Below are 18,910 nucleotides of genomic sequence, written 5' to 3' on the forward strand. Positions count from 1 at the left end.
GCATCAGTGACCGTCGGCGGGGACGAGCGGTCCGGCTAGTGTCGCCGGAGCTTTTATCGAATCGATCCAAACGGTTCGATCCGTGCCGGCGCAATAAACGCGCCAACGACTCCGGATATCCACAATCTCACGTTGGGGAACCGATCTATTGTACCAGTGCGTGCCGGTATGCCGACAAGCCTTAATGACGGGAAACTGCCTCGCGAGGGTGGATTCGCAAGGTTTTCACCCCTGGCAGACTGACGCAGGGTGCAGAACCCGCGCCGACGGGTCACATGGTCTGGGTCGGACGTTCCGATGAGAGGGTTCCTGCCAGCAGGCCCTCGATCCGCTGCCGGGCGGCCTCGCTTTCCGGCGATTCGTTGAACTGGACGCCTACCCCGGCCGTCCGGTTGCCCTGGGCGCCAACGGGCGTGATCCAGACCACCCTGCCAGCCACGGAAATGCGCTCGTTCTCGTCGATCAGGGTGACCAGGAGGGCCACCTCGTCGCCAAGGCTGTAGCGCTGGGCCGTCGGCGCGAACAGGCCGCCCGTCTTCAGGTAGGGCATGTACGAGATGTACAGGGAGTTCACGTCCTTGATCTTCAGCGAAAGGATGCCCTGTCGCGGCGACGAGCTGGTGGCGTTCATGGACATCGGATTCCCTTGGTTGACCGCATGCTAGCTAGCCGGCGGGCCGGGCGACAAGCCCGACCGGTTCCGGATCCTGCCCTGCCCAACCATAGCGATCGTAGATCCAGGGCGTGGACAGGTCGGCGGTGAGCTTCACGAAGGCTGGGCCAGGCGCGTCGCGGAGGGGCAATATCCAATCCCCGCCTGCCCGCTCCACCGGCGCTTTGCGCCACGGCCACACGACCACGCCCTGCCCATCCGCCAGCACCACCCGAAGACGGGTGCGGGCGAATGGCCCCGGCCGCCACGGCAGGCGCAACGCTCCCGTGCCGGGGGCCGGCGGCGGCCGGTCGAAGCGCTCGGGCCGCGAGGCGATCCGGAGCATCCGGGTCCGGCTGAGGGCCATCTGGGTCGCGTGTTCCAGCACGGCGCACCGTTTGGTCGCCTGGCGTTCCGGATCGAGGTCCGGCACGAGCAGGTCTTCCGGCGCGGACCGCTCTGTTCCGTGGACCATGTAGGTAAGTACGTCGGCCATGGAGCCGGCCGTGGCCATCGCCAGCCGCACCAGGACATGGGCGGAGCCGTGGTCCGGATGGGTATCGCCAAGGTCGGGAATGACGACGAGGTTCGGCCGCACACGCTCCAGCACCCGCCGGACGGCACCGAGGGCCTGGCCATGGCGGAGGCGCAATTCGCTCGTTACCTGCATGTCATGCCAGCCGAGGGCATGCAGATGGTCGGCACCCACGCCAAGCCGGCCCAGCGCGGCGGCCACCTCGCCCCGACGCCTCGCGCCCCAGCGCGCCCGCGCGTCGGCGCCCACGACCAGGCGGCGCTCCAGCCAGCGTTGCGGCCAGGGATTGTCGTCGCCGTCGGTCAACAGCAGCACGTCGGCACGCCCGCCCGCGGCCAGCGTGCTCTGGATCAGCATGCCTGCGGCCAGCGACTCGTCGTCCGGATGCGGCGCGACGACGAGGAGGCGGGTGCTGCCGTCGATGACCGGATGGCGTTGCAAGGAAGGCTCCTGGTGGTTCGAAACGTCGGCTCGATTAAGACCGAAGCTGCGATAAGAGCGCGTCAACGCCAGGCGGCAAGCACTTCGAGCAGCACGAGGTCGGCCCGCAACGGACCGCGCAGCGCGTCGCGCGCGCGATTGGCCTTTGCGTACCAGGCGTCGAGCGCTTCGTCGTCCAGCTGGCTCTCCAGCGGAAGCGGCGTTCCCGAAGCCCGCGCACGCATTTCGTCGGTGGCCGCCTGTGCGGCGAACCACAGGTACCGCGCGGAATCGGCGGTCTGCCACCGCTTGACGACTTCCATCGCATCGCCGCGGCCGGCGGCAAGCGCTTTTAGATCGTGGCGTACCTCGCCCCGCTGCTTCAGCGCGCCGTTGGCAGCCCACGCCCGCGCCATGCCGGGGTTGCCCCCTGCGGCGTCCAGCGCGGCAGCCGCGTCGGCCACGCCCTGAGCGCGCAGCCAGTCCAGCGCGATGCCGCGCGAGGGAACCAGGAAATCGATGCGCTGGCAACGGCTGCGAATCGTCGCGGGCAACCGCGCAGGTTCGTCGGCGACGAGGACCAGCAGGGTCGAAGGTGTCGGTTCCTCGAGCGTCTTCAGCAGCGCGTTCGCGGCAGCGGCGTTCATCGCGTCGGCGGGATCGATCGTCACCACCTGCCAGCCACCGAACTGGCTGGCCATCGACAAGCGTTGAGAAAGATCGCGGACCTGGTCCACGACGATTTCGCTGCGCGTGACGCCGTCCTTGCGCAACCCGAACGACAGCGCGACCCGATCGGGATGCGTGCCCGCATCCATCAGTTGGCACGCGCGGCAGGAGCCGCAGGCCGTGCCTTGCACCGGCCGCTGGCAGAGCAGGCCCTTTACGAAGGCGGCGAGGAAATCGCGCTTGCCCAGGCCCGCCGGGCCGGCAAGCAGCAGCGCGTGTGGAAGCGCGCCACGCTCGCGCCGCGCCTGCAGTCGCGACCAGGCATCTTCGTGCCAGGGCAACGGGCTCACGATGCCGTTTCCGGGAAAAGACCGGCCAGGCCGGCGATCGCCTGGGCGAGCACGCCGTCCTGCGATGCCGTCGCATCCAGCAAGCGGAAGCGCGCCGGCTCCGCGGCGGCACGGGCGCGATACGCATCGCGCACGCGCTCGAAGAAAGCATCGCCTTCCACTTCGATGCGATCGGCCTCGCCGCGGCCCGCGGCGCGAGCGCGGCCGTCGCTGACCGGCAGGTCGAGCAGCAGGGTCAGGTCGGGCTTCAACCCTTCGGCGGCCCAGCGCTCCAGTTGGGCGATGCGCTCCAGGGGCTGGCCGCGACCGCCACCCTGATAGGCGTAGCTCGCATCGGTAAAGCGATCGCAAAGCACCCAGCGGCCCGCGGCGAGTGCGGGCTGGATTACCTGGCGCACCAGCTGCGCGCGCGAGGCGAACATGAGCAACAACTCGGACTCGGCGCAGAGCTCGTTGTTCGCGGCATCGAGCACGACGGTGCGGACGGCTTCGCCGACATCGGTGCCGCCAGGCTCGCGCGTCACGAGGAGATCCACGCCCTGCCCGCGCAAGTGCGTTTCCAGGCCACGCAGCAAGGTGCTCTTGCCGGCGCCTTCGCCGCCTTCGAGGGTGATGAACCGGCCGCGCTGGGAAATCGTCACTGACATCGCTTCAACTGGTAGCAGGCCACGGCCCGGTTGTGTTGTTCCAGGGTCGACGAGAAGACGTGGCTGCCATCGCCGCGGGCGACGAAATACAGATCCTTGCCCTCCGCCGGATGAAGCGCCGCCTGGATCGCCGCACGCCCCGGCAGGGCGATCGGCGTCGGCGGCAGGCCGACCCGTGTGTACGTATTGTAAGGGCTGTCCGTGGTGAGGTCGCTGCGGTGGATATTGCCCGCATATGCCGCACCCATGCCGTAGATGACTGTCGGATCCGTCTGCAGGAGCATGCGCAGCTGCAGGCGCCGCACGAAGACGCCGGCGATGCGCGGACGCTCGTCCGCCCTGCCCGTCTCCTTCTCCACGATCGACGCCAGGATCAGCGCCTCATACGGTGTGGCGAGCGGCAGGTCCGGCGCGCGGCCGGGCCAGGCCGCATCCAGTGTCTTCGACATGGCGGCGTAAGCACGCTTCAGGACGCTCGAATCGGTGTCGCCCTTCACGTACGCATAGGTTTCGGGCAGGAAGCGGCCCTCGGGATGGTCGCCTTCCGCGCCCAGGCGCTTCATCAGATCCGCGTCGTCGACGCCCGCCGTGTCGTGTGCCAGCGTATCCACCGCCGCCAGCGCCCGGCGCAGGTCGGCGACGGTCCAGCCGTCGACGATGGTGAAGTTGCGTTGCATGACCTTGCCCGCCGCCATGTCGGCAATCAGGTCACGCGGCGTCATGGACGGGCGCAGCGCGTATTCGCCCGCGTGCAGGCGACCGGACGCGCGCATTTCCATGGCCAGCAACCGCCAGTAGAGCGGCGAGGCGCGCGTGACCTTGCGCGCGCGCAGGTCGCGCACGATGTCCTTGAAGGAAGCGCCGCGAGCGACGTCGATGCTCTGCCCCGTCGCGGGAACGGCCAGCGGCGTGCGGGCGAAGCGCGCCCAGTCGAACCACAGGTACGTCCCCGCGGCGATGACCGCGATGAGCAGCACCAGAAGGATGACTCGCCACAGGGCGATGCCGCGAATCTTCATCGATCAGAATCCTTGGAACACTCTGATGGCGACGGCAGACCGATATCGCACCAGTGCGCCTGCAGGGCGCGGGTAACGGGGCCGGGCTGCCACGAGCGGGTTCCGAAAACCCGGACCGGGAGAATGCCGCGAACGGCCGACGTGAGGAAGACCTCGTCGGCGTCCTCGAGTCGAACGGGGTTCAGGCGCGCCTCCGTCACCTCCCGCACCGCCAGCACTTCCGCGCGTGCCACGCCGGCCACGCCGCAGCGATTCACCGGTGGCGTCATCAGCTGGCCACCGAACACGGCGAAGAGGTTCGCGGCCGTGGCGCAGACGAGGTCGCCATCGGTGTCGAGCATCAGGCCTTCGCCGATGGCCGGGCTGTCCCACTCGCCGCGTGCCATGACCTGCTCGAGGCGGTTGAGGTGCTTCAGGCCCGCAAGCAGCGGCTGGGTCGCGAGGCGCGTCGTGCACAGGCGCAAGGCGATGCCATCGCTACTTGCAGCGGCATCCAGCACAAGCGGCGAGACAGACACCACGAGCGTCGGGTGCGGGGATACCGGCGGTGCATAGCCACGCATCCCGGGGCCGCGGGTGAGCGTGACGCGCGCCACGGCATCGTCGAGGCCTTCAGCCAGCCGGAGGACTTCGTCCCGAACCGCCACCGGGTCGGGCGGCGGGATGCGCAAACGCTCGCAACCGGCTTGCAGGCGCTCCGCGTGGCGCGGCCACAACGGCGCCCTTCCGCGCGCGATACGCAGGGTTTCGAACAGGCCGTCGCCGTAAGTGAAGCCGCGATCCGACACGGACACACGGTCCGTGTCGAGGAAATCGACGGATATGCGCGGCGTCATGCCAGTCCGAACACGCGGAGCAGACCGCGTGCCTTGGCACGGGTTTCTTCCAGTTCTCGCTCGGGCACCGAATCCGTGACGATGCCAGCGCCCGCGCGCAGCGAGACGCGCGCGCCTTCCACGGCCAGCGTGCGGATCAGGATGTTGAGATCCATGTCGCCGTTGTCGTCGAGGTAACCAAGTGCGCCGGTATAGGCGCCGCGCGGCTCCTGCTCGAGTGCGCCGATGATCTCCATGCAACGCACCTTTGGACAGCCGGTGATGGTGCCGCCCGGAAACGTCGCCGCGATGATCTGGCCTGGCGTCACGCCTTCGCAGGCGCGGCCACGCACGTTCGAAACGATGTGGTGCACGTGTGCGTAGCTTTCCACCACCATGAATTCGTCGACCCCGACGCTGCCCGGCACGCACACGCGGCCGAGGTCGTTGCGCTCCAGATCGATCAGCATCACGTGCTCCGCGCGCTCCTTCGGATGGGAGATGAGTTCGCGCATGCGTGCCGCATCATCGTCGCCGGCGGCGCGTGGACGCGTGCCCGCGATCGGCCGGGTCTGCACTACGCCGTCGCGCGCTTCCACCAGCCGCTCCGGCGAGGAGCTGACGATGGCCCAGCCCGGCTGCTGCAGCAGGCCCGCGAACGGGGCCGGATTTGCCGCGCGCAAGGCGCGCATCAGGCTCGCCGGTGCCGGCGCATCGGCGAAATGGGCCGTCCAGCGGCGCGAAAGGTTCACCTGGAACACGTCGCCCGCATGCAGATGATCCTGCACGCGGCGCACGCCATCGAGGAAGCGCGCGGGCTCGTCCTCTTCGACCGCGAGCGGCAAGGGAAGCACCGCTTCGGGCTCGGCCGCATCGAGATCGGCGGCGAGTACATCCAGCCATGCCTCGGCACCCTCTTCCGCCACGAGCACCGTACGCTGTTCGACATGATCGACAATGGCGGCGGCGGGGGCGCGCAGGGCCAACGCGACGGGCGCTATGCCGATCGACGCCGGCAGGCTCAGGCTCAGGCTCGGCTCGATCTGGCCGGCGAGCTCATACGCGAGGTAAACCACCCAGCCCCCATGGAACGGCAGGCCATCCTCGACGCGAGGTCGATGGTGCGCGGACCACGCGGCATCGAGCGCTTCGAGGAAGGTCCCGGCCTGGGCGTCACCTTGTTCGTTACGGGTTGTACCGTCCGCCGACAGCGTCAGCGATTCGGCGCCCACGGCGAAGAGGATGTCGAAGCGTGCCTGCGGCGTACCGGTGACGGCGCTGGCGAGGAATGCCGCATAGCGCTCTGGATACGACGCGGCCGGCGCGAGGAGATCGCGCCGGCCAGCCAGGGTTCGCGTGACGAAAGCCAACGCGTCAGACGCGACGGAAAACGAGCGTGCCGTTGGTGCCGCCGAAGCCGAACGAGTTCGACATGACGACGTTGAGTTCGGCCCTTTCCGCCTTGTTCGGCACCAGGTCCATACCGAGCGCCTCGACCTCGGGATCGACGTTCTCGAGGTTCATCGTCGGCGGCATGATGCCGTCGCGCAACGCCAGGATCGAGAAGATCGCTTCCACGCCGCCGGCGGCGCCGAGCAGGTGGCCGGTGACCGACTTGGTGGAGCTGACCGCGAACTTGCCCTTCTTCGTGGCGTGCTCACCGAACACGTTGCGGATGGCCTTGGCCTCGCCGAGGTCGCCCACAGGCGTGGACGTGCCGTGCGCGTTCACGTACTGCACGTCTTCCGCCTTCAGGCCGGCATCGCGCAGTGCGTTGCGCATGGCCAGCTCCGCGCCGTCACCGCTGGGCGCGGTGATGTGGAACGCGTCGCCGCTCATGCCGAAGCCGATGAGTTCGGCGAGGATGGTGGCACCGCGCGCCTTGGCAAACTCGTATTCCTCGAGCATGAGCATGCCCGCGCCGTTGGACAGCAGGAAGCCGTCGCGGCCAACATCCCACGGACGGCTGGCATGCGTCGGATCGTCGTTGCGCGTGGACATGGCCTTGGCCGAGCAGAAGCCCGCCATAGCCGTCGGCGTGGTGGCGAACTCGGCGCCTCCAGCCAGCATCGCGTCGGCGTCGCCGTACTGGATGAGGCGCATGGCCATGCCGATGTTATGCGCGGCCGTGGTGCAGGCCGATACCAGCGCGATGTTCGGGCCCTTCATGCCGTGATAGATCGACAGGTTGCCGGCCACCATGTTGATGATCGAGCTGGGCACGAAGAATGGCGACACCTTGCGCGGCCCCTTGTCGCGCAGATCGATCGCCGTGGCCTCGATGGTGTGCAGGCCACCGATGCCGGCGCCCGCGGCGACGCCGATGCGGCCCGCGTTCTCGTCGGTGATCTTCAGGCCCGACTGGCGGAACGCATGCGTACCCGCGACGATGCCGTAGTGGATGAACGGATCCATCCGCTTGAAGTCCTTCGCGATACCACGCTTCCGGTCGTCGTCCACGTCGGTACCGACGAAATAGGCTTCCACCGGGTCGAAGTCGCGCACCTCGCCGGCGATCTTCGTCGCGTAGGCGGTGGCGTCGAAGTCGCTGACGAGGCCGATGCCGCTGGTCCCCTCGACGACATTCTTCCACGCGGTGGCGAGGTCGTTGCCGACCGGCGAGACGATACCCATGCCGGTCACTACCACACGTCGCTTACTCATGCGTTCTCATCCTTCACTTGTTCCGCGCAAACCATACGCGGGCGCAGGTTGCGTTACACGCAAACGAAAACTGCGCCATGACGGCGCAGCTTCCGTGTCGCTCGGAGATCGACGGGAGGCGGCGCCTCCGATCGACAACCAGTCGCTCGATCAGCTCTTGACGTGAGACTTGATGTAATCGATCGCCTGCTGAACCGTGGTGATCTTCTCAGCTTCCTCGTCCGGGATCTCGCACTCGAACTCTTCTTCGAGGGCCATCACGAGCTCGACCGTATCCAGGGAATCGGCGCCCAGATCGTCAACGAACGACGCGTTGGTGGTGACTTCATCTTCCTTGACGCCCAGCTGCTCGACGACGATCTTCTTGACGCGTTCTTCGATGGTGCTCATGTTGCCTTTACCTCCCGAGGGAAAATCCGGCGGCATTGTAGTGGCTAAGGACCGGGCCCGCCAGCATGCCACCGTCACGTTGATGACGCCCGGCCGAATGCCGGCAGGGCGCGAAATGACGATTGTCTCTCAAATCCGGGCCGGTGGCGACTGCCACCTGCCCGGCGTGATCAGGGCATGTACATGCCGCCGTTGACGTGCAGTGTCTCGCCCGTGATGTAGCGGGCGGCCGGCGAGGCCAGGAAGGCCACCGCCTCGGCGATGTCGTTGGGCTCGCCCAGGTGGCCCAGGGCAATGCCGGACAGCAGCGCGGTGCGCTGTTCTTCCGGCAGCGCGCGGGTCATGTCGGTGTCGATGAAACCGGGCGCCACCACGTTCACCGTGATGCCGCGCGAGCCGATCTCACGGGCCAGCGATTTCGAGAAGGCGATGATGCCCGCCTTGGCCGCCGCGTAATTGGCCTGGCCCGGGTTACCGGTGACGCCGACCACGGACGCGATGCTGACGATACGGCCCTTGCGGGCTTTCATCATGCCGCGCATCACGGCTTTTGACGTGCGGAAGACGGACGTGAGGTTGGTTTCGATGATGGCGCTCCAGTCCTCCTCCTTCATGCGCATGAGGAGCTGGTCGCGCGTGATGCCTGCGTTGTTCACGAGGATGGAAACCGCACCGGCCTCTTTCGCGATGGCATCAACGAGGGTTTCGATCGCGGGGGCATCGGTGACGTCCAGCACGCGGCCATGGCCGCCGTGCGGAGCGAGGCGCTCACCGATGGCCGTGGCACCCCCTTCGCTGGTAGCCGTGCCGTAGACGGTGGCGCCAAGTGCGGCGAGACGGTCGGCGATGGCGGCGCCAATGCCGCGGCTGGCGCCGGTGACGAGGGCGATTTCACCCTTCAGGGATGAGCTCATGGGGATATCCTGTACTGCTTTGTGGAAGTCAGACGGCTGCCGGAACCAGGGCCGCTTCGAGCTCGTCCGGCGCGCCGATGGCCTTGCCTTCGATCGACTTGTCGATGCGCTTGATGAGGCCGGTGAGCACCTTGCCCGGACCGCATTCCAATGTCTGGACGATTCCTGCCGCCGCGAGCGCCTGGATGCATTCGGTCCAGCGTACGGGCAGATAAAGCTGGCGCATCAGCGCGCCGCGGATGTCCTCGATAGAGGCGTGCACCTTCGCATCGGCGTTCTGCACCACGGGAATCGACGGCATCGACCAGTCCAGCGACGCCATGCGTTCACCGAGGCGATCCGCCGCATCGCGCATGAGCATGCAGTGCGAAGGCACGGAAACGGCAAGCTTCACGACCTTCTTCACGCCAAGCTCGGCGAGGCGCGCAAGGGCGCGATCGACGGCTTCGGCGTGGCCGGCGATCACCAGCTGCCCGGGCGAGTTGTAGTTGGCAGGGGAAACCACCTGCCCCTGCGCCACTTCTTCGCACACCTGGACGATCTGGGCATCGTCGCCACCGAGGATGGCGGCCATGGCACCGACGCCCGGCGGCACGGCCGCCTGCATCAGGCGTCCACGCTCGGCCACGAGGCCGGCGGCGTCCTTCAGGGAAAGGGCGGAAGCGGCAACCAGGGCGCTGTATTCGCCCAGGCTGTGTCCGGAAAGCAAGGCCGGCACCTGCCCGCCCCGCTTCACCCATACACGCCATGCCGCGACACTGGCGGCCAGCAGCGCGGGCTGGGTGTTCTCGGTGCTGTCGAGGGCGTCCTTCGGCCCCTCCTGGCTGATCGACCAGAGGTCGACGCCTGCGCCCTCGGAGGCCTCGTCGAAGGCGGCGCGGACTTCGGGATGGGCCGCCGCCAGTTCGGCGAGCATGCCGACGGACTGCGATCCCTGGCCGGGAAAGACGAAGGCGAGCGAGGCGCTGGATGAGGTCATGCGAGACGGTTCCGGGACTTCAAACCGCGAATGGTGCCGCAAGGCAGGAGGCAATGCACCATTCGCGGGCGTCTGGTGGCAGGAGCGCGCCCTGCGCGCGACATGTTTTGAGGCCGTGAGAAGCAGGACCTGCTGCTCCTCGCGAAAATCTGTCGCGCGCAGGGCGCGCTCCTACACCGATTCCGCGGTTGCTTAGTAGCGCAGCAGCGCCGAGGCCCAGGTAAAGCCGCCACCGAAGGCTTCCAGCAGCAGGTTCTGGCCGCGCTGGACCTTGCCCGAACGCACCGCGTAGTCGAGCGCCAGCGGCACCGAACCGGACGACGTGTTGGCGTGCTTGTCCACGGTGACGATGACACGGTCCATCGACATGTTCAGCCGCTTGGCCGTCGCCTCGATGATGCGCAGGTTCGCCTGGTGCGGAATCAGCCAGTCGATCTCGTCTTCCTTCATGCCGGCGTCTTCGAGCGTCTCGCCCACGAGGGAATCGAGCGTCTTGACCGCGACCTTGAAGACTTCGCGACCCAGCATGTTGATGCGCACGCCGTGGTTGGGCTCGTCCGTGAAACCGGCGGATACGCCCACCGGATTGAACAGCAGGTGCTTGAAGCCGCCGTCGGCACGAATGCGCGTGGTGAAGATGCCCGGCTCGTCCGAGGCATCGAGCACCACAGCGCCGGCACCGTCGCCGAACAGCACGCAGGTTTCGCGTTCGGTCCAGTCGACCATGCGGGTCAGCGTTTCGGCGCCGATCACCAGGGCCTTCTTCGACTGGCCGCTGCGGATGAACGCATTGGCCACGCCGAGGGCGTAGACGAAACCGGAACAGGCGGCATTGACGTCGAACGCGGCACAACCGTTCGCGCCCAGGCGATGCTGGACGAGGCAGGCGGTGGACGGGAAGACGATGTCGGGCGTGGTCGTGCCGAGCACGATGAGATCGATTTCCGACGCCTTGATGCCGGCTGCCTCGAGCGCGCGCTGCGCGGCGAGGAAGGCGAGATCGCCCGTGGTTTCACCTTCCGCCGCGACGTGGCGCTGCGTAATGCCCGTGCGCGTGCGGATCCACTCGTCGCTCGTGTCGACGATCTTTTCGAGGTCGGCATTGGTCAGCACTTTCTCGGGAAGCGCGCTGCCGGTACCGATGATGCGGGCGTATTTCAGAACCGTATCCCCAGTTGTGATTGCCACAAACGCAAAGCGGCGCGTTGCCGCGCCGCCTGCGTCTCGATCGTCCCTATGGCAGGGAGATCAATCCTCGGCGTCGACCGCGCCGCGGGTGTCGATGACCTTCTTGCCACGGTAGAAGCCGTCCTTGGTCACGTGGTGACGCAGGTGGACTTCGCCGCTGGTCGGATCGGTCGACAGCTGCACGGTCTTCAGCGCATCGTGCGAACGGCGCATGCCGCGGGTGGACGGGGTCTTGCGGCTCTTGGCAACGGCCATGACAAATCTCCAGCGAAATTACTTTATGAGTCCGCGGAGTGCCGCGAACGGGTTTTCAGATTTTTCCTGCGAGGGCATGTCGTCCTCGCCGGGTCCATTTACATCGTCGGGCAACTCGTAGTCCGGGTTCACCGGCACCAGGGGCAGCGCCAACAGCAGTTCGTCCTCGATCGTCGCGACCGGATCGAGCTTGCCGTCTTCTTCGACCAGCAACGCCTCGTAACCGGGAGGCAGCGACGCTTCCTCGCTTTCCTCGACGATCAGTCCGAGACGTGCATCGACCTCCACCGGCAGCTGGAAGGGCTCCAGCGATCGCTGACAGATGACGGTCAATGCGGCCTGCGCGCGTACGGCCACGTAGGCGATGCCAAAGTCGTCGCGGCCGAAATCCAGCGTATAGGTTACGTCACCTTCGGTGGACGCGACCACCTCACCCAGGCGCGAAAACGCCGATACGGGGAGTTGACCCTGGAACGAACGCCGCGCACGAACCTCGCGCCAAGCGTCCACGGACGATGGCAATGTCACGGACATAATCGGGAAATGGTAGGCATCAACATCCCTGAAGTCAACCGGTTAGGAGTCGCCGCACGGCCACGTCGCGCTTTTGCGCGGCGTGGCGACTTTCGGGCAGACTTCCCTTTCATCCTGGCAGTTTGCCGCCACGCGACCATAAAGGGGAAGAGTCCGCGTGTTTTCCTTTGCTTATTATGCACTTGCCGTGACGATCGCGATCGCCTTGGGCCTGTGCGCCTGGACGCTGCGCCATCAGCGGTCGCGCCGGCGGCATGACGCCCTGCAGGACCTGATGGACAATGCCGACCGTCTCGAGACCGATCTAAAGGACTGCCGCGACCGGCTCCAGCGCGCACATGCCGTCATGTCGGTGAGCCCCGACATCCCCGCTTCCGGCGAGGTGGAAGCGCAGCAGGCAGTGGATTCGGGCCTTCGGGCCCTGCTCCAGCAACGCCTCTGGATCCGGGACCGGGGTCCGGGCGCCACCCAGCGCGAACTGGACGAAGCGGTGGACGCCCTGGTCCGGGCCCGCCATCAACTCGAGCCGCGCCTGCGGGCGCTGGACGATGCGCAGGCCGCCCTGGACACCGCCGTCCGCGAACATATCCACAAGGATTTTTGAGCGTGTCCCCTCAACCTACCGTCGTCCTCGCCTCCACCTCACGCTACCGGGCCGGCCTGCTGCGTCGCCTCCTCGATCACTTCGAACAGGCCGCGCCCGGCACGGACGAAGCACCTCTTCACGACGAGCACCCTGCCACCCGCGCGGCGCGTCTGGCCGAGGCCAAGGCCCGGGATGTCGCCGCGAGTATCCCCGGCGCCATCGTCATCGGATCGGACCAGGTGGCCGATCTGGACGGCCGCGTGTTGGACAAGCCGGGCACCGTGCAGGGCGCGCACGCACAGTTGGCCGCCAGCTCCGGCCGTGACGTCATCTTCCATACGGCAGTCTGCGTGATCGACCTGCAGGGGGATGCGACCACGCACGTCGACGAGACCCGGGTCCGCTTCCGCGAACTCTCGGCCGAGGACATCGTGCGCTATGTGGAACGCGAACAGCCGCTGGATTGCGCAGGTAGCTTCAAGTGCGAAGGCCTGGGCATCGTGCTGTTCGAGCGCATCGACAACGAGGACCCGACGGCGTTGGTGGGATTGCCGTTGATCGCGACGTCTCGATTGCTTCGTGCCGCGGGGGTAGAACTCCCCTGAATATCGCCTACCTTCGGATATCGCTACCTTCGGATATCGCCACCTTCGGGTATCGCCACCTTCGGGTAGGAGCGCGCCTGCGCGCGACAGCTTGTCGGCTCAGTCTTCAACTTCTCGCGCCAGTTCCTAGCCATGGCCTCAAAAGATGTCGCGCGCAAGGCGCGCTCCTACGCGCGGGTGGAGCTTTAGGGAGTGAGCGACGCCTTGTACGCCGCCATCCAGACGACGCAATTGTCCGGATTGCCCGGAGCACCGCGAGATACTCGCGCCCTGCCCTCGTACAACGCAAAGCTGCGCCGCTTGTCGAACGCCTCCACGCGCCCTACCGGCCGCACGATGTCGACGCGTGCGCAGATCGAGCCGAGCCAGTTCCGTGCCTCGATGTCACGCCGTTTCGACTCGTCGACGACCAGCAGGACCTTGCTTCCCGCGTGGGTCGCAAGCCCGGCCTCGTCGAGCCCCCACGCTGCAAGCTGCGGCGCTCGGCCATGCTTTACGTTCAACGGGCTGTCCAGCGAATACACCGTGTGCGACGCACCGAGGGCGAAGCGCAGTTCCGCGGCGAGCATGAAGTTGTCGGCGACGAGGATGGCGTCCGGCTGCGTCGCGAGTTGCGCTTCCATTGCCGTGGCGCTTTCGCGCCATCCAGTGAAATTGGTGGGAAACGCCTTCAGGCCGGCAAGTGTCGTTGCGCCATGCGCGGACGCGGCGAGGCCGAGGTAACCGAGCCCGGCAGCCAGGCCAAGGCCTGCCAGAACGAACCCTGCGCAGACCGTGCGCCGCCACGCCTTCCCGGACTCACGCAGGAACAACGGAAGCGCCACGCACGCCACGAGGTAGCCCGGCAGCGGCCAATGCGCGCGGAAGCGGAGGTCGTCGGCGAACAGGCCCAGGACGAAGTAAGCGATGACAAAGGTGCCCGCGACGACGGCGACAACGTCGAACGGCGATTCCGCGCGACGGCGCCATGAGCGCCAGATCGCCCACAACATCGCCGCCCATGCCAGTGGCGTGCATGCCAATGCCTGCTCGATCGGTTGCACCAGGGCGTCCGCATGAAACTGCCAGGGATTCCGGTCGACAAGCTGGAAGGCTACGCCCGCTCCGTGCGCGCCCAGGTTGTACAGCACGATCGGCAGCAGTCCGAGTGCGGCTACGCCCATCGCCATCCAGAAACCGGGGCGCCGCCATTGCATCCTTCCGCGCGGCGTGAGCGAGAGGAACAGCAGGCCGCCAAGCATCGGCATCGCCGCACGGTAGTGCGTCATCCAGGCGATGGCGAGGCCAACGCCCAGCAGGAACCAGTCGCGCATGCGGTTCCGGTCGAGGGCCCCCAGCAGGCCCTGGAACGCGAGCAGGGTGGCGAAGGTCAGCGGTACGTCCGGGAGCGCGAGTACGCCCAGACTGCCCACCAGCGGAAGCAGTGTCACGAACGTGGCCGCCTGCCAGCGGGCAGCGGCGTCGCCGTAGCGCGCGGCCATCGCACCCACCTGCCAGGGCAGTAACGCGCCGACGAGCAGGAACGGCAGGCGCATGGGCAACAGGCCATGACCGAACAGACCTTCGGAAAGCGCGATCAGCCATGCGGTGAGTGGTGGCAGGTCGCTGTAGCCCCACGCCGGCGTGAGGCTCTCCTGCCAGTAGAAGGCCTCGTCACCGAAAGGCGACAAGGTGCACGCTATCGCCAGCTTCGCGAGACATGCCGCGACGAACACGGCGAGAAAGATGCCTCGCCAGGATCGCGCGTGCACGGCTACACTCGAAGGCTCACTCATGGGGCATACGCATCGATCATGTCCGCGACGAATCCACTCCACGATGAAATGCTCCGGCACCGGCTGGATGCCGCCCTGGCCCAGGTCAACGGCGTGCTGCTGGGCAAGCCGCGCCAGGTGAAGCTGGCCTTCACCTGCCTGATCGCCGGCGGCCACCTGCTGCTCGAGGACGTTCCCGGTGTGGGCAAGACCACGCTGGCGCATGCGCTGGCCGCCACGTTCGATCTCGAATTCCAGCGCATCCAGTTCACCAGCGATCTCCTGCCATCCGACATTATCGGCGTCAGCGTGTACGAACGCGAGACGGGCGAGTTCCGTTTCCACCCCGGGCCCATCTTCACCAGCCTCCTTCTCGCCGACGAGATCAACCGCGCGACGCCCAAGTCGCAGAGCGCGCTGCTCGAAGCGATGGCCGAAGGCCAGACCACGGTGGACGGCGTAACCCGCGAACTGCCGAAACCGTTCTTCGTCGTGGCCACACAGAATCCGCTGGATCTTGCGGGTACCTTCCCCCTGCCCGATTCGCAACTCGACCGCTTCATGCTGCGACTGAGCCTGGATTATCCGGACCCCGCCGCGGAACGCGCGCTACTGACCGGCGAGGATCGCCGCGACATGATGGCCGGGCTCACGCCTCGTCTCGACATCGCATCCATCGGACAGTTGCATGCGGCGGCCTTCGCGGTGAAGGTCAGCGGAACCCTGCTCGATTACCTGCAGGCCCTGCTCAGCGCCAGCCGCAAACACAACGACGTGCGAGTGGGCCTCTCGCCACGCGCTGGCCTTGCCCTGCTCGCCGCGGCCCGTGCGTGGGCGCTGCTCAGCGGCCGGGACTATGTGATCCCCGAAGACCTGCAGACCGTGTTCGTGCCCACTGCCGCCCATCGCCTGGTGCCGGCGCGCGGCAGCCACCGCGACGCCATCGCGCGCGCCATCCTGGCCGAGACCGCGGTGCCCTGATGCGGCCGCCACCCCAGCGGCTGGTGGCCTGGGCAGAACGCCGCCTGCCCTCGCTCACCCGGTACCGCCGGCCGGAGCCGTTGCCGATCCAGCTCCATCGAAGACGCATCTACATCGTGCCCACCGGCTTCGGCATCGGCTTCTCCGTGTTGCTTGCAGTGATGCTCGTCGGCGCGTTGAACTACGCGAACAACGCGGCACTGATGCTTACCTGCCTGCTGGGTGCCGCCGCGGCAGGCAGCATGCTCGTCGCGTTCCGCGTGCTGAACGGACTCACCATCGGCGGGGTGCGCGCCGGCACGGCACGCGCGGGCGAAGCCATCCACGTGTCGCTCGACGTCGGTGCGAGCCAGCGCGAACGCATGGCGGTAAGGCTCGACGTCGGCGGCCGCGAATTCGTGTTCGTCGTTCCCGCCGGCGCCGCGACGACCGTGGAATTCGAACTGCCCACGGAGTTCCGCGGCTGGCTGCCCCTGCCGCGCATACGCGTGCACAGCCGGTGGCCGCTGGGCCTGTTCCGGGTATGGAGCTGGCTGCATCCGGACCGCTCGGTGCTCGTCTATCCGCGGCCCGAAGCGCTCGGGCCGAAGCCGTTCGAGCCGCGCGGCGATACCGACCGCGGCCGACCGCGCCCCGGCGACGAGCCGGCGGCGTTGCGCGAATACCGTCCAGGCGATCCGCGCCGGCAGATCGCCTGGAAACTCAGTGCGCGCCATCACGGCCTCCTGGTGAAAGACCTCGAGCAACCTGCGCCGCAGGAAGACTGGCGGCTGGACTGGGACGCGATGCACGGGCTCGATGATGAATCGCGCATCGCGCGCCTCGCCCGTTGGATCGACGAGGCGAGGGAAGCGGGACGGCGCTGGAGCCTCCGCCTTCCGGACGGCTATTTCGACGTGGCGCAAGGCGACGAGCACTATCACCGTTGCATGACCGCCCTGGCGCTGCGTCCATGACCCGCTTCCGTCCTTCCCTGCGGCGCAAGCCGTCAAGTGAACCGGTACTGGGCCAGCGTCCATTCGACCTGCTCTGCCTCACCATGGGCTTCGTGCTGCTGGTGCATGCGGCACACCTGCCCTGGTGGCTTAGCGCAGCGCTGGCGATCATCCTCGCCGCACGCTGGCGCCAGCGCCGTAGCGGCGGCCGGAACGCGCCGCTGTGGCTCAAGATGCCTCTCATCGGCCTGTTGCTCGGTGCCGTGATCGTGCAGAACGGCACGCTGTTCGGACGCGAGCCCGGCAGCGCGTTCGCCGTGGGCCTGCTCGTGCTCAAGCTGCTGGAAAGCGAACACCGCCGCGATGCGCGCGTAGGCATCGCGTTCGCCTGCTTCGCCCTCATGAGCGCCCTGCTGTTCGATCAGGGCCTGGTGGCAAGCTTCTTCGTTTGCCTGGGCATCCTCCCCGCGCTGGCGACGCTGCGCTCGCTCGAAGAGGTGGAGCCGCAGGCCACGCCCTGGGTTCGCGAATTCACACCGGTATTGCTCGCCCTGCTGGCCGCCGTGCCGCTGACGCTGTTCGCCTTCCTCTTCGTGCCACGCCTGAGCACGCCACTGTGGGGCACGCCGCAGAGTTCCCAGGCCGTTACCGGGTTGTCGAACCGGCTGTCCCCGGGGGACATGCTTGACCTCATGACCGACGACACGCCGGCGCTGCGCGTGACCTTCGCCGGTGATCCGCCGCCGAACGCCGCCCGCTATTTCCGGGCGTACACGATGCAGTCGTTCGACGGCAAAGGCTGGAGTCCCGGTTTCCGCAACGGGCGCCGCCCACCTTCGCCGGCCGATTACGGTAGTCAGGTCGTCTACCAGTTGTCGCTCGAACCCACGCACGATCGCGTCGTGCCCTTGCTCGACCTCCCCACGGCCGCTCCAGCGGATACGGTCATGCGGGCCGACCATACCGTGCAGGCGAAGCATCGCATCGATGAGGTGACCTCGTTCGCCGGCGTCGCCGCCACCACCTACCGCCTCGAACCGACGCTGGACGACGACGTGCGGCGCGAAAACCTGCAGTTGCCGATGGGTATCGGCCCGCGCGCGCGGGCGCTTGCCGCGTCATGGGTTCAACGTTATGGCGACGACCGCGCCGCGATCGCCCGGGCCTCGTTGGCGCTGTTCCACACAAACTTCTCCTACACGCTTGCTCCCGAACCCCTCGGCCGCGACCGCATCGACGACTTCCTCTTTGAGACCCGCGAGGGCTACTGCGAACACTACGCCTCCGCCTTCACCTTCCTCATGCGCGCGGCGGGTCTTCCCGCTCGAGTGGTCACCGGCTACCAGGGGGGCTACTGGAACACCACGGGCAGCTACCTGCTGGTGCGCCGCTCGGATGCGCATGCCTGGTCCGAGGTATGGCTGGAGGGGCGCGGCTGGGTCCGCTTCGACCCCACCGCCGCGGTTCGTCCGGAACGCGTGCAACTCGGGGCCGCCGCGGCCAACGCGGGGCACGGCGGTGACGAAGGCCTGCTCGACTTCCCCTGGCTGCGCGATCTTCGCGACCGCTGGGATGTCGTCAACCAATGGTGGAACCGCGGCGTTATCGGTTTCGACGCGCTACGTCAGCAAGGGCTGCTGCAGCCGTTCGGCATCGCCCGCGCCGAAGTGTCGGACCTGGCCATGATCTTCGCCCTTGGTTGTGCCTTGCTGGTCGCCGCGGCGTTGGGTTGGGCCTTGTTCCAACGTCGCGAAGGCGATGCCCTGGACGCGTCGATGCACCGGCTCCAACGAAAACTGGCCAAGGTCGGCGTATCGCGAAGGACCGGTGAGGGACCCCGGCATTTCCTTGCACGCGCCGCGCGCGCGCTGCCCGGGCAAAGAAATACATTGGAAAGGTTGAGCGAGCTTTACTTGCGGTCGCGCTACGGGCATGACGAACCGCCGCCTGAATCGGTACTCCGGTTCCGACGCGGGGTGAAGGAATTAAAGGCGCGCCGCGTGGTCAAATAAGGGCAT

General features: G+C 67.3%; 20 protein-coding genes. 5 read left to right on the forward strand and 15 right to left on the reverse strand.

Annotation, left to right across the window (positions count from 1 at the left end):
- Nucleotides 1-271 precede the first annotated feature (271 nt).
- The 14 genes from VGM71_RS08325 to VGM71_RS08390 all read right to left on the reverse strand — a co-directional run bounded on the left by VGM71_RS08325 (nt 272) and on the right by VGM71_RS08390 (nt 12,007).
- On the reverse strand, nt 272-631 hold the full coding sequence (locus tag VGM71_RS08325; protein ID WP_331543912.1) for a PilZ domain-containing protein: 360 nt from the start codon (nt 629-631) through the stop codon (nt 272-274).
- A 34-nt stretch (nt 632-665) separates the two neighbouring features.
- Nucleotides 666-1,628, reverse strand: a complete 963-nt coding sequence (locus VGM71_RS08330; protein ID WP_331543914.1) for a PIG-L family deacetylase — start codon at nt 1,626-1,628, stop codon at nt 666-668.
- A gap of 62 nt (nt 1,629-1,690) precedes the next feature.
- Entirely contained in the window at nt 1,691-2,626 is a 936-nt protein-coding gene (gene holB, locus VGM71_RS08335; RefSeq protein WP_331543916.1) for a DNA polymerase III subunit delta', read from the reverse strand.
- Entirely contained in the window at nt 2,623-3,273 is a 651-nt protein-coding gene (gene tmk / locus VGM71_RS08340; RefSeq protein WP_331543918.1) for a dTMP kinase, read from the reverse strand. The genes holB and tmk overlap by 4 nt, the downstream gene beginning before the upstream one ends.
- Nucleotides 3,264-4,292 (reverse strand): endolytic transglycosylase MltG, encoded by a 1,029-nt coding sequence (gene mltG, locus VGM71_RS08345; RefSeq protein WP_331543920.1) that lies wholly within the window; start codon nt 4,290-4,292, stop codon nt 3,264-3,266. The genes tmk and mltG overlap by 10 nt, the downstream gene beginning before the upstream one ends.
- On the reverse strand, nt 4,289-5,128 hold the full coding sequence (gene pabC, locus VGM71_RS08350) for an aminodeoxychorismate lyase (RefSeq protein ID WP_331543923.1): 840 nt from the start codon (nt 5,126-5,128) through the stop codon (nt 4,289-4,291). Before pabC ends, mltG begins: the two co-directional genes overlap by 4 nt.
- Entirely contained in the window at nt 5,125-6,477 is a 1,353-nt protein-coding gene (locus VGM71_RS08355) for an aminodeoxychorismate synthase component I (RefSeq protein ID WP_414675108.1), read from the reverse strand. Before VGM71_RS08355 ends, pabC begins: the two co-directional genes overlap by 4 nt.
- Nucleotides 6,478-6,481: 4 nt before the next feature.
- Nucleotides 6,482-7,771 carry a beta-ketoacyl-ACP synthase II gene (gene fabF / locus VGM71_RS08360; protein WP_331543925.1) on the reverse strand — a complete coding sequence of 430 codons (1,290 nt, stop codon included), beginning with the start codon at nt 7,769-7,771 and terminating at the stop codon, nt 6,482-6,484.
- 150 nt (nt 7,772-7,921) lie between these two features.
- A complete protein-coding gene (gene acpP, locus VGM71_RS08365; RefSeq protein WP_331543927.1) occupies nt 7,922-8,161 on the reverse strand; it encodes an acyl carrier protein in 240 nt (79 codons plus the stop codon).
- Nucleotides 8,162-8,331: 170 nt separating this feature from the next.
- A complete protein-coding gene (fabG, locus tag VGM71_RS08370; RefSeq protein WP_331543929.1) occupies nt 8,332-9,075 on the reverse strand; it encodes a 3-oxoacyl-ACP reductase FabG in 744 nt (247 codons plus the stop codon).
- Nucleotides 9,076-9,103: 28 nt separating this feature from the next.
- Nucleotides 9,104-10,054 carry an ACP S-malonyltransferase gene (gene fabD / locus VGM71_RS08375; protein WP_331543931.1) on the reverse strand — a complete coding sequence of 317 codons (951 nt, stop codon included), beginning with the start codon at nt 10,052-10,054 and terminating at the stop codon, nt 9,104-9,106.
- 192 nt (nt 10,055-10,246) lie between these two features.
- Nucleotides 10,247-11,215 carry a beta-ketoacyl-ACP synthase III gene (locus VGM71_RS08380; RefSeq protein WP_331544007.1) on the reverse strand — a complete coding sequence of 323 codons (969 nt, stop codon included), beginning with the start codon at nt 11,213-11,215 and terminating at the stop codon, nt 10,247-10,249.
- Between the two features lie 87 nt (nt 11,216-11,302).
- Nucleotides 11,303-11,497, reverse strand: a complete 195-nt coding sequence (rpmF, locus tag VGM71_RS08385) for a 50S ribosomal protein L32 (RefSeq protein ID WP_331543933.1) — start codon at nt 11,495-11,497, stop codon at nt 11,303-11,305.
- A gap of 18 nt (nt 11,498-11,515) precedes the next feature.
- Nucleotides 11,516-12,007 carry a YceD family protein gene (locus VGM71_RS08390; RefSeq protein ID WP_331543935.1) on the reverse strand — a complete coding sequence of 164 codons (492 nt, stop codon included), beginning with the start codon at nt 12,005-12,007 and terminating at the stop codon, nt 11,516-11,518.
- 211 nt (nt 12,008-12,218) lie between these two features.
- Between VGM71_RS08390 and VGM71_RS08395 the strand changes: the two genes are divergently transcribed.
- Together VGM71_RS08395 and VGM71_RS08400 are read left to right on the forward strand one after the other, a co-directional pair.
- The gene (locus tag VGM71_RS08395) at nt 12,219-12,635 is read left to right on the forward strand and encodes a hypothetical protein (protein WP_331543937.1); all 417 of its coding nucleotides are present in this window, start codon (nt 12,219-12,221) and stop codon (nt 12,633-12,635) included.
- Nucleotides 12,636-12,637: 2 nt separating this feature from the next.
- Nucleotides 12,638-13,222, forward strand: coding sequence for a Maf family protein (locus VGM71_RS08400; protein WP_414675109.1), 585 nt, complete (start codon nt 12,638-12,640; stop codon nt 13,220-13,222).
- A 185-nt stretch (nt 13,223-13,407) separates the two neighbouring features.
- Here VGM71_RS08400 and VGM71_RS08405 read toward each other — a convergent pair whose 3' ends face one another.
- A complete protein-coding gene (locus VGM71_RS08405; RefSeq protein WP_331543942.1) occupies nt 13,408-14,997 on the reverse strand; it encodes a glycosyltransferase family 39 protein in 1,590 nt (529 codons plus the stop codon).
- Between the two features lie 18 nt (nt 14,998-15,015).
- Here VGM71_RS08405 and VGM71_RS08410 point away from each other — a divergent pair, with 18 nt between their 5' ends.
- The 3 genes from VGM71_RS08410 to VGM71_RS08420 are packed head-to-tail and all read left to right on the forward strand — an operon-like array spanning nt 15,016 to nt 18,904.
- The gene (locus VGM71_RS08410; RefSeq protein WP_331543944.1) at nt 15,016-15,957 is read left to right on the forward strand and encodes an AAA family ATPase; all 942 of its coding nucleotides are present in this window, start codon (nt 15,016-15,018) and stop codon (nt 15,955-15,957) included.
- Nucleotides 15,957-16,913, forward strand: a complete 957-nt coding sequence (locus VGM71_RS08415) for a DUF58 domain-containing protein (protein WP_331543946.1) — start codon at nt 15,957-15,959, stop codon at nt 16,911-16,913. The genes VGM71_RS08410 and VGM71_RS08415 overlap by 1 nt, the downstream gene beginning before the upstream one ends.
- Nucleotides 16,910-18,904: a DUF3488 and transglutaminase-like domain-containing protein gene (locus VGM71_RS08420; RefSeq protein WP_331543949.1), complete on the forward strand. Its 1,995-nt coding sequence runs from the start codon at nt 16,910-16,912 to the stop codon at nt 18,902-18,904. Before VGM71_RS08415 ends, VGM71_RS08420 begins: the two co-directional genes overlap by 4 nt.
- The last annotated feature ends 6 nt before the right edge of the window (nt 18,905-18,910 follow it).

Source organism: Luteibacter sp., from assembly GCF_036499525.1.
Lineage (GTDB): Bacteria > Pseudomonadota > Gammaproteobacteria > Xanthomonadales > Rhodanobacteraceae > Luteibacter.

Excerpts from the sequence above, each read along its gene's own strand:
- VGM71_RS08415 (WP_331543946.1), top strand. The coding sequence starts at position 15,957 with ATGCGGCCGCCACCCCAGCGGCTGGTGGCCTGGGCAGAACGCCGCCTG.
- rpmF (WP_331543933.1), bottom strand. The coding sequence starts at position 11,497 with ATGGCCGTTGCCAAGAGCCGCAAGACCCCGTCCACCCGCGGCATGCGC.
- VGM71_RS08325 (WP_331543912.1), bottom strand. The coding sequence starts at position 631 with ATGAACGCCACCAGCTCGTCGCCGCGACAGGGCATCCTTTCGCTGAAG.
- VGM71_RS08410 (WP_331543944.1), top strand. The coding sequence starts at position 15,016 with ATGTCCGCGACGAATCCACTCCACGATGAAATGCTCCGGCACCGGCTG.
- fabF (WP_331543925.1), bottom strand. The coding sequence starts at position 7,771 with ATGAGTAAGCGACGTGTGGTAGTGACCGGCATGGGTATCGTCTCGCCG.
- fabG (WP_331543929.1), bottom strand. The coding sequence starts at position 9,075 with ATGAGCTCATCCCTGAAGGGTGAAATCGCCCTCGTCACCGGCGCCAGC.
- mltG (WP_331543920.1), bottom strand. The coding sequence starts at position 4,292 with ATGAAGATTCGCGGCATCGCCCTGTGGCGAGTCATCCTTCTGGTGCTG.
- tmk (WP_331543918.1), bottom strand. The coding sequence starts at position 3,273 with ATGTCAGTGACGATTTCCCAGCGCGGCCGGTTCATCACCCTCGAAGGC.
- VGM71_RS08405 (WP_331543942.1), bottom strand. The coding sequence starts at position 14,997 with ATGAGTGAGCCTTCGAGTGTAGCCGTGCACGCGCGATCCTGGCGAGGC.
- fabD (WP_331543931.1), bottom strand. The coding sequence starts at position 10,054 with ATGACCTCATCCAGCGCCTCGCTCGCCTTCGTCTTTCCCGGCCAGGGA.
- acpP (WP_331543927.1), bottom strand. The coding sequence starts at position 8,161 with ATGAGCACCATCGAAGAACGCGTCAAGAAGATCGTCGTCGAGCAGCTG.
- VGM71_RS08420 (WP_331543949.1), top strand. The coding sequence starts at position 16,910 with ATGACCCGCTTCCGTCCTTCCCTGCGGCGCAAGCCGTCAAGTGAACCG.
- pabC (WP_331543923.1), bottom strand. The coding sequence starts at position 5,128 with ATGACGCCGCGCATATCCGTCGATTTCCTCGACACGGACCGTGTGTCC.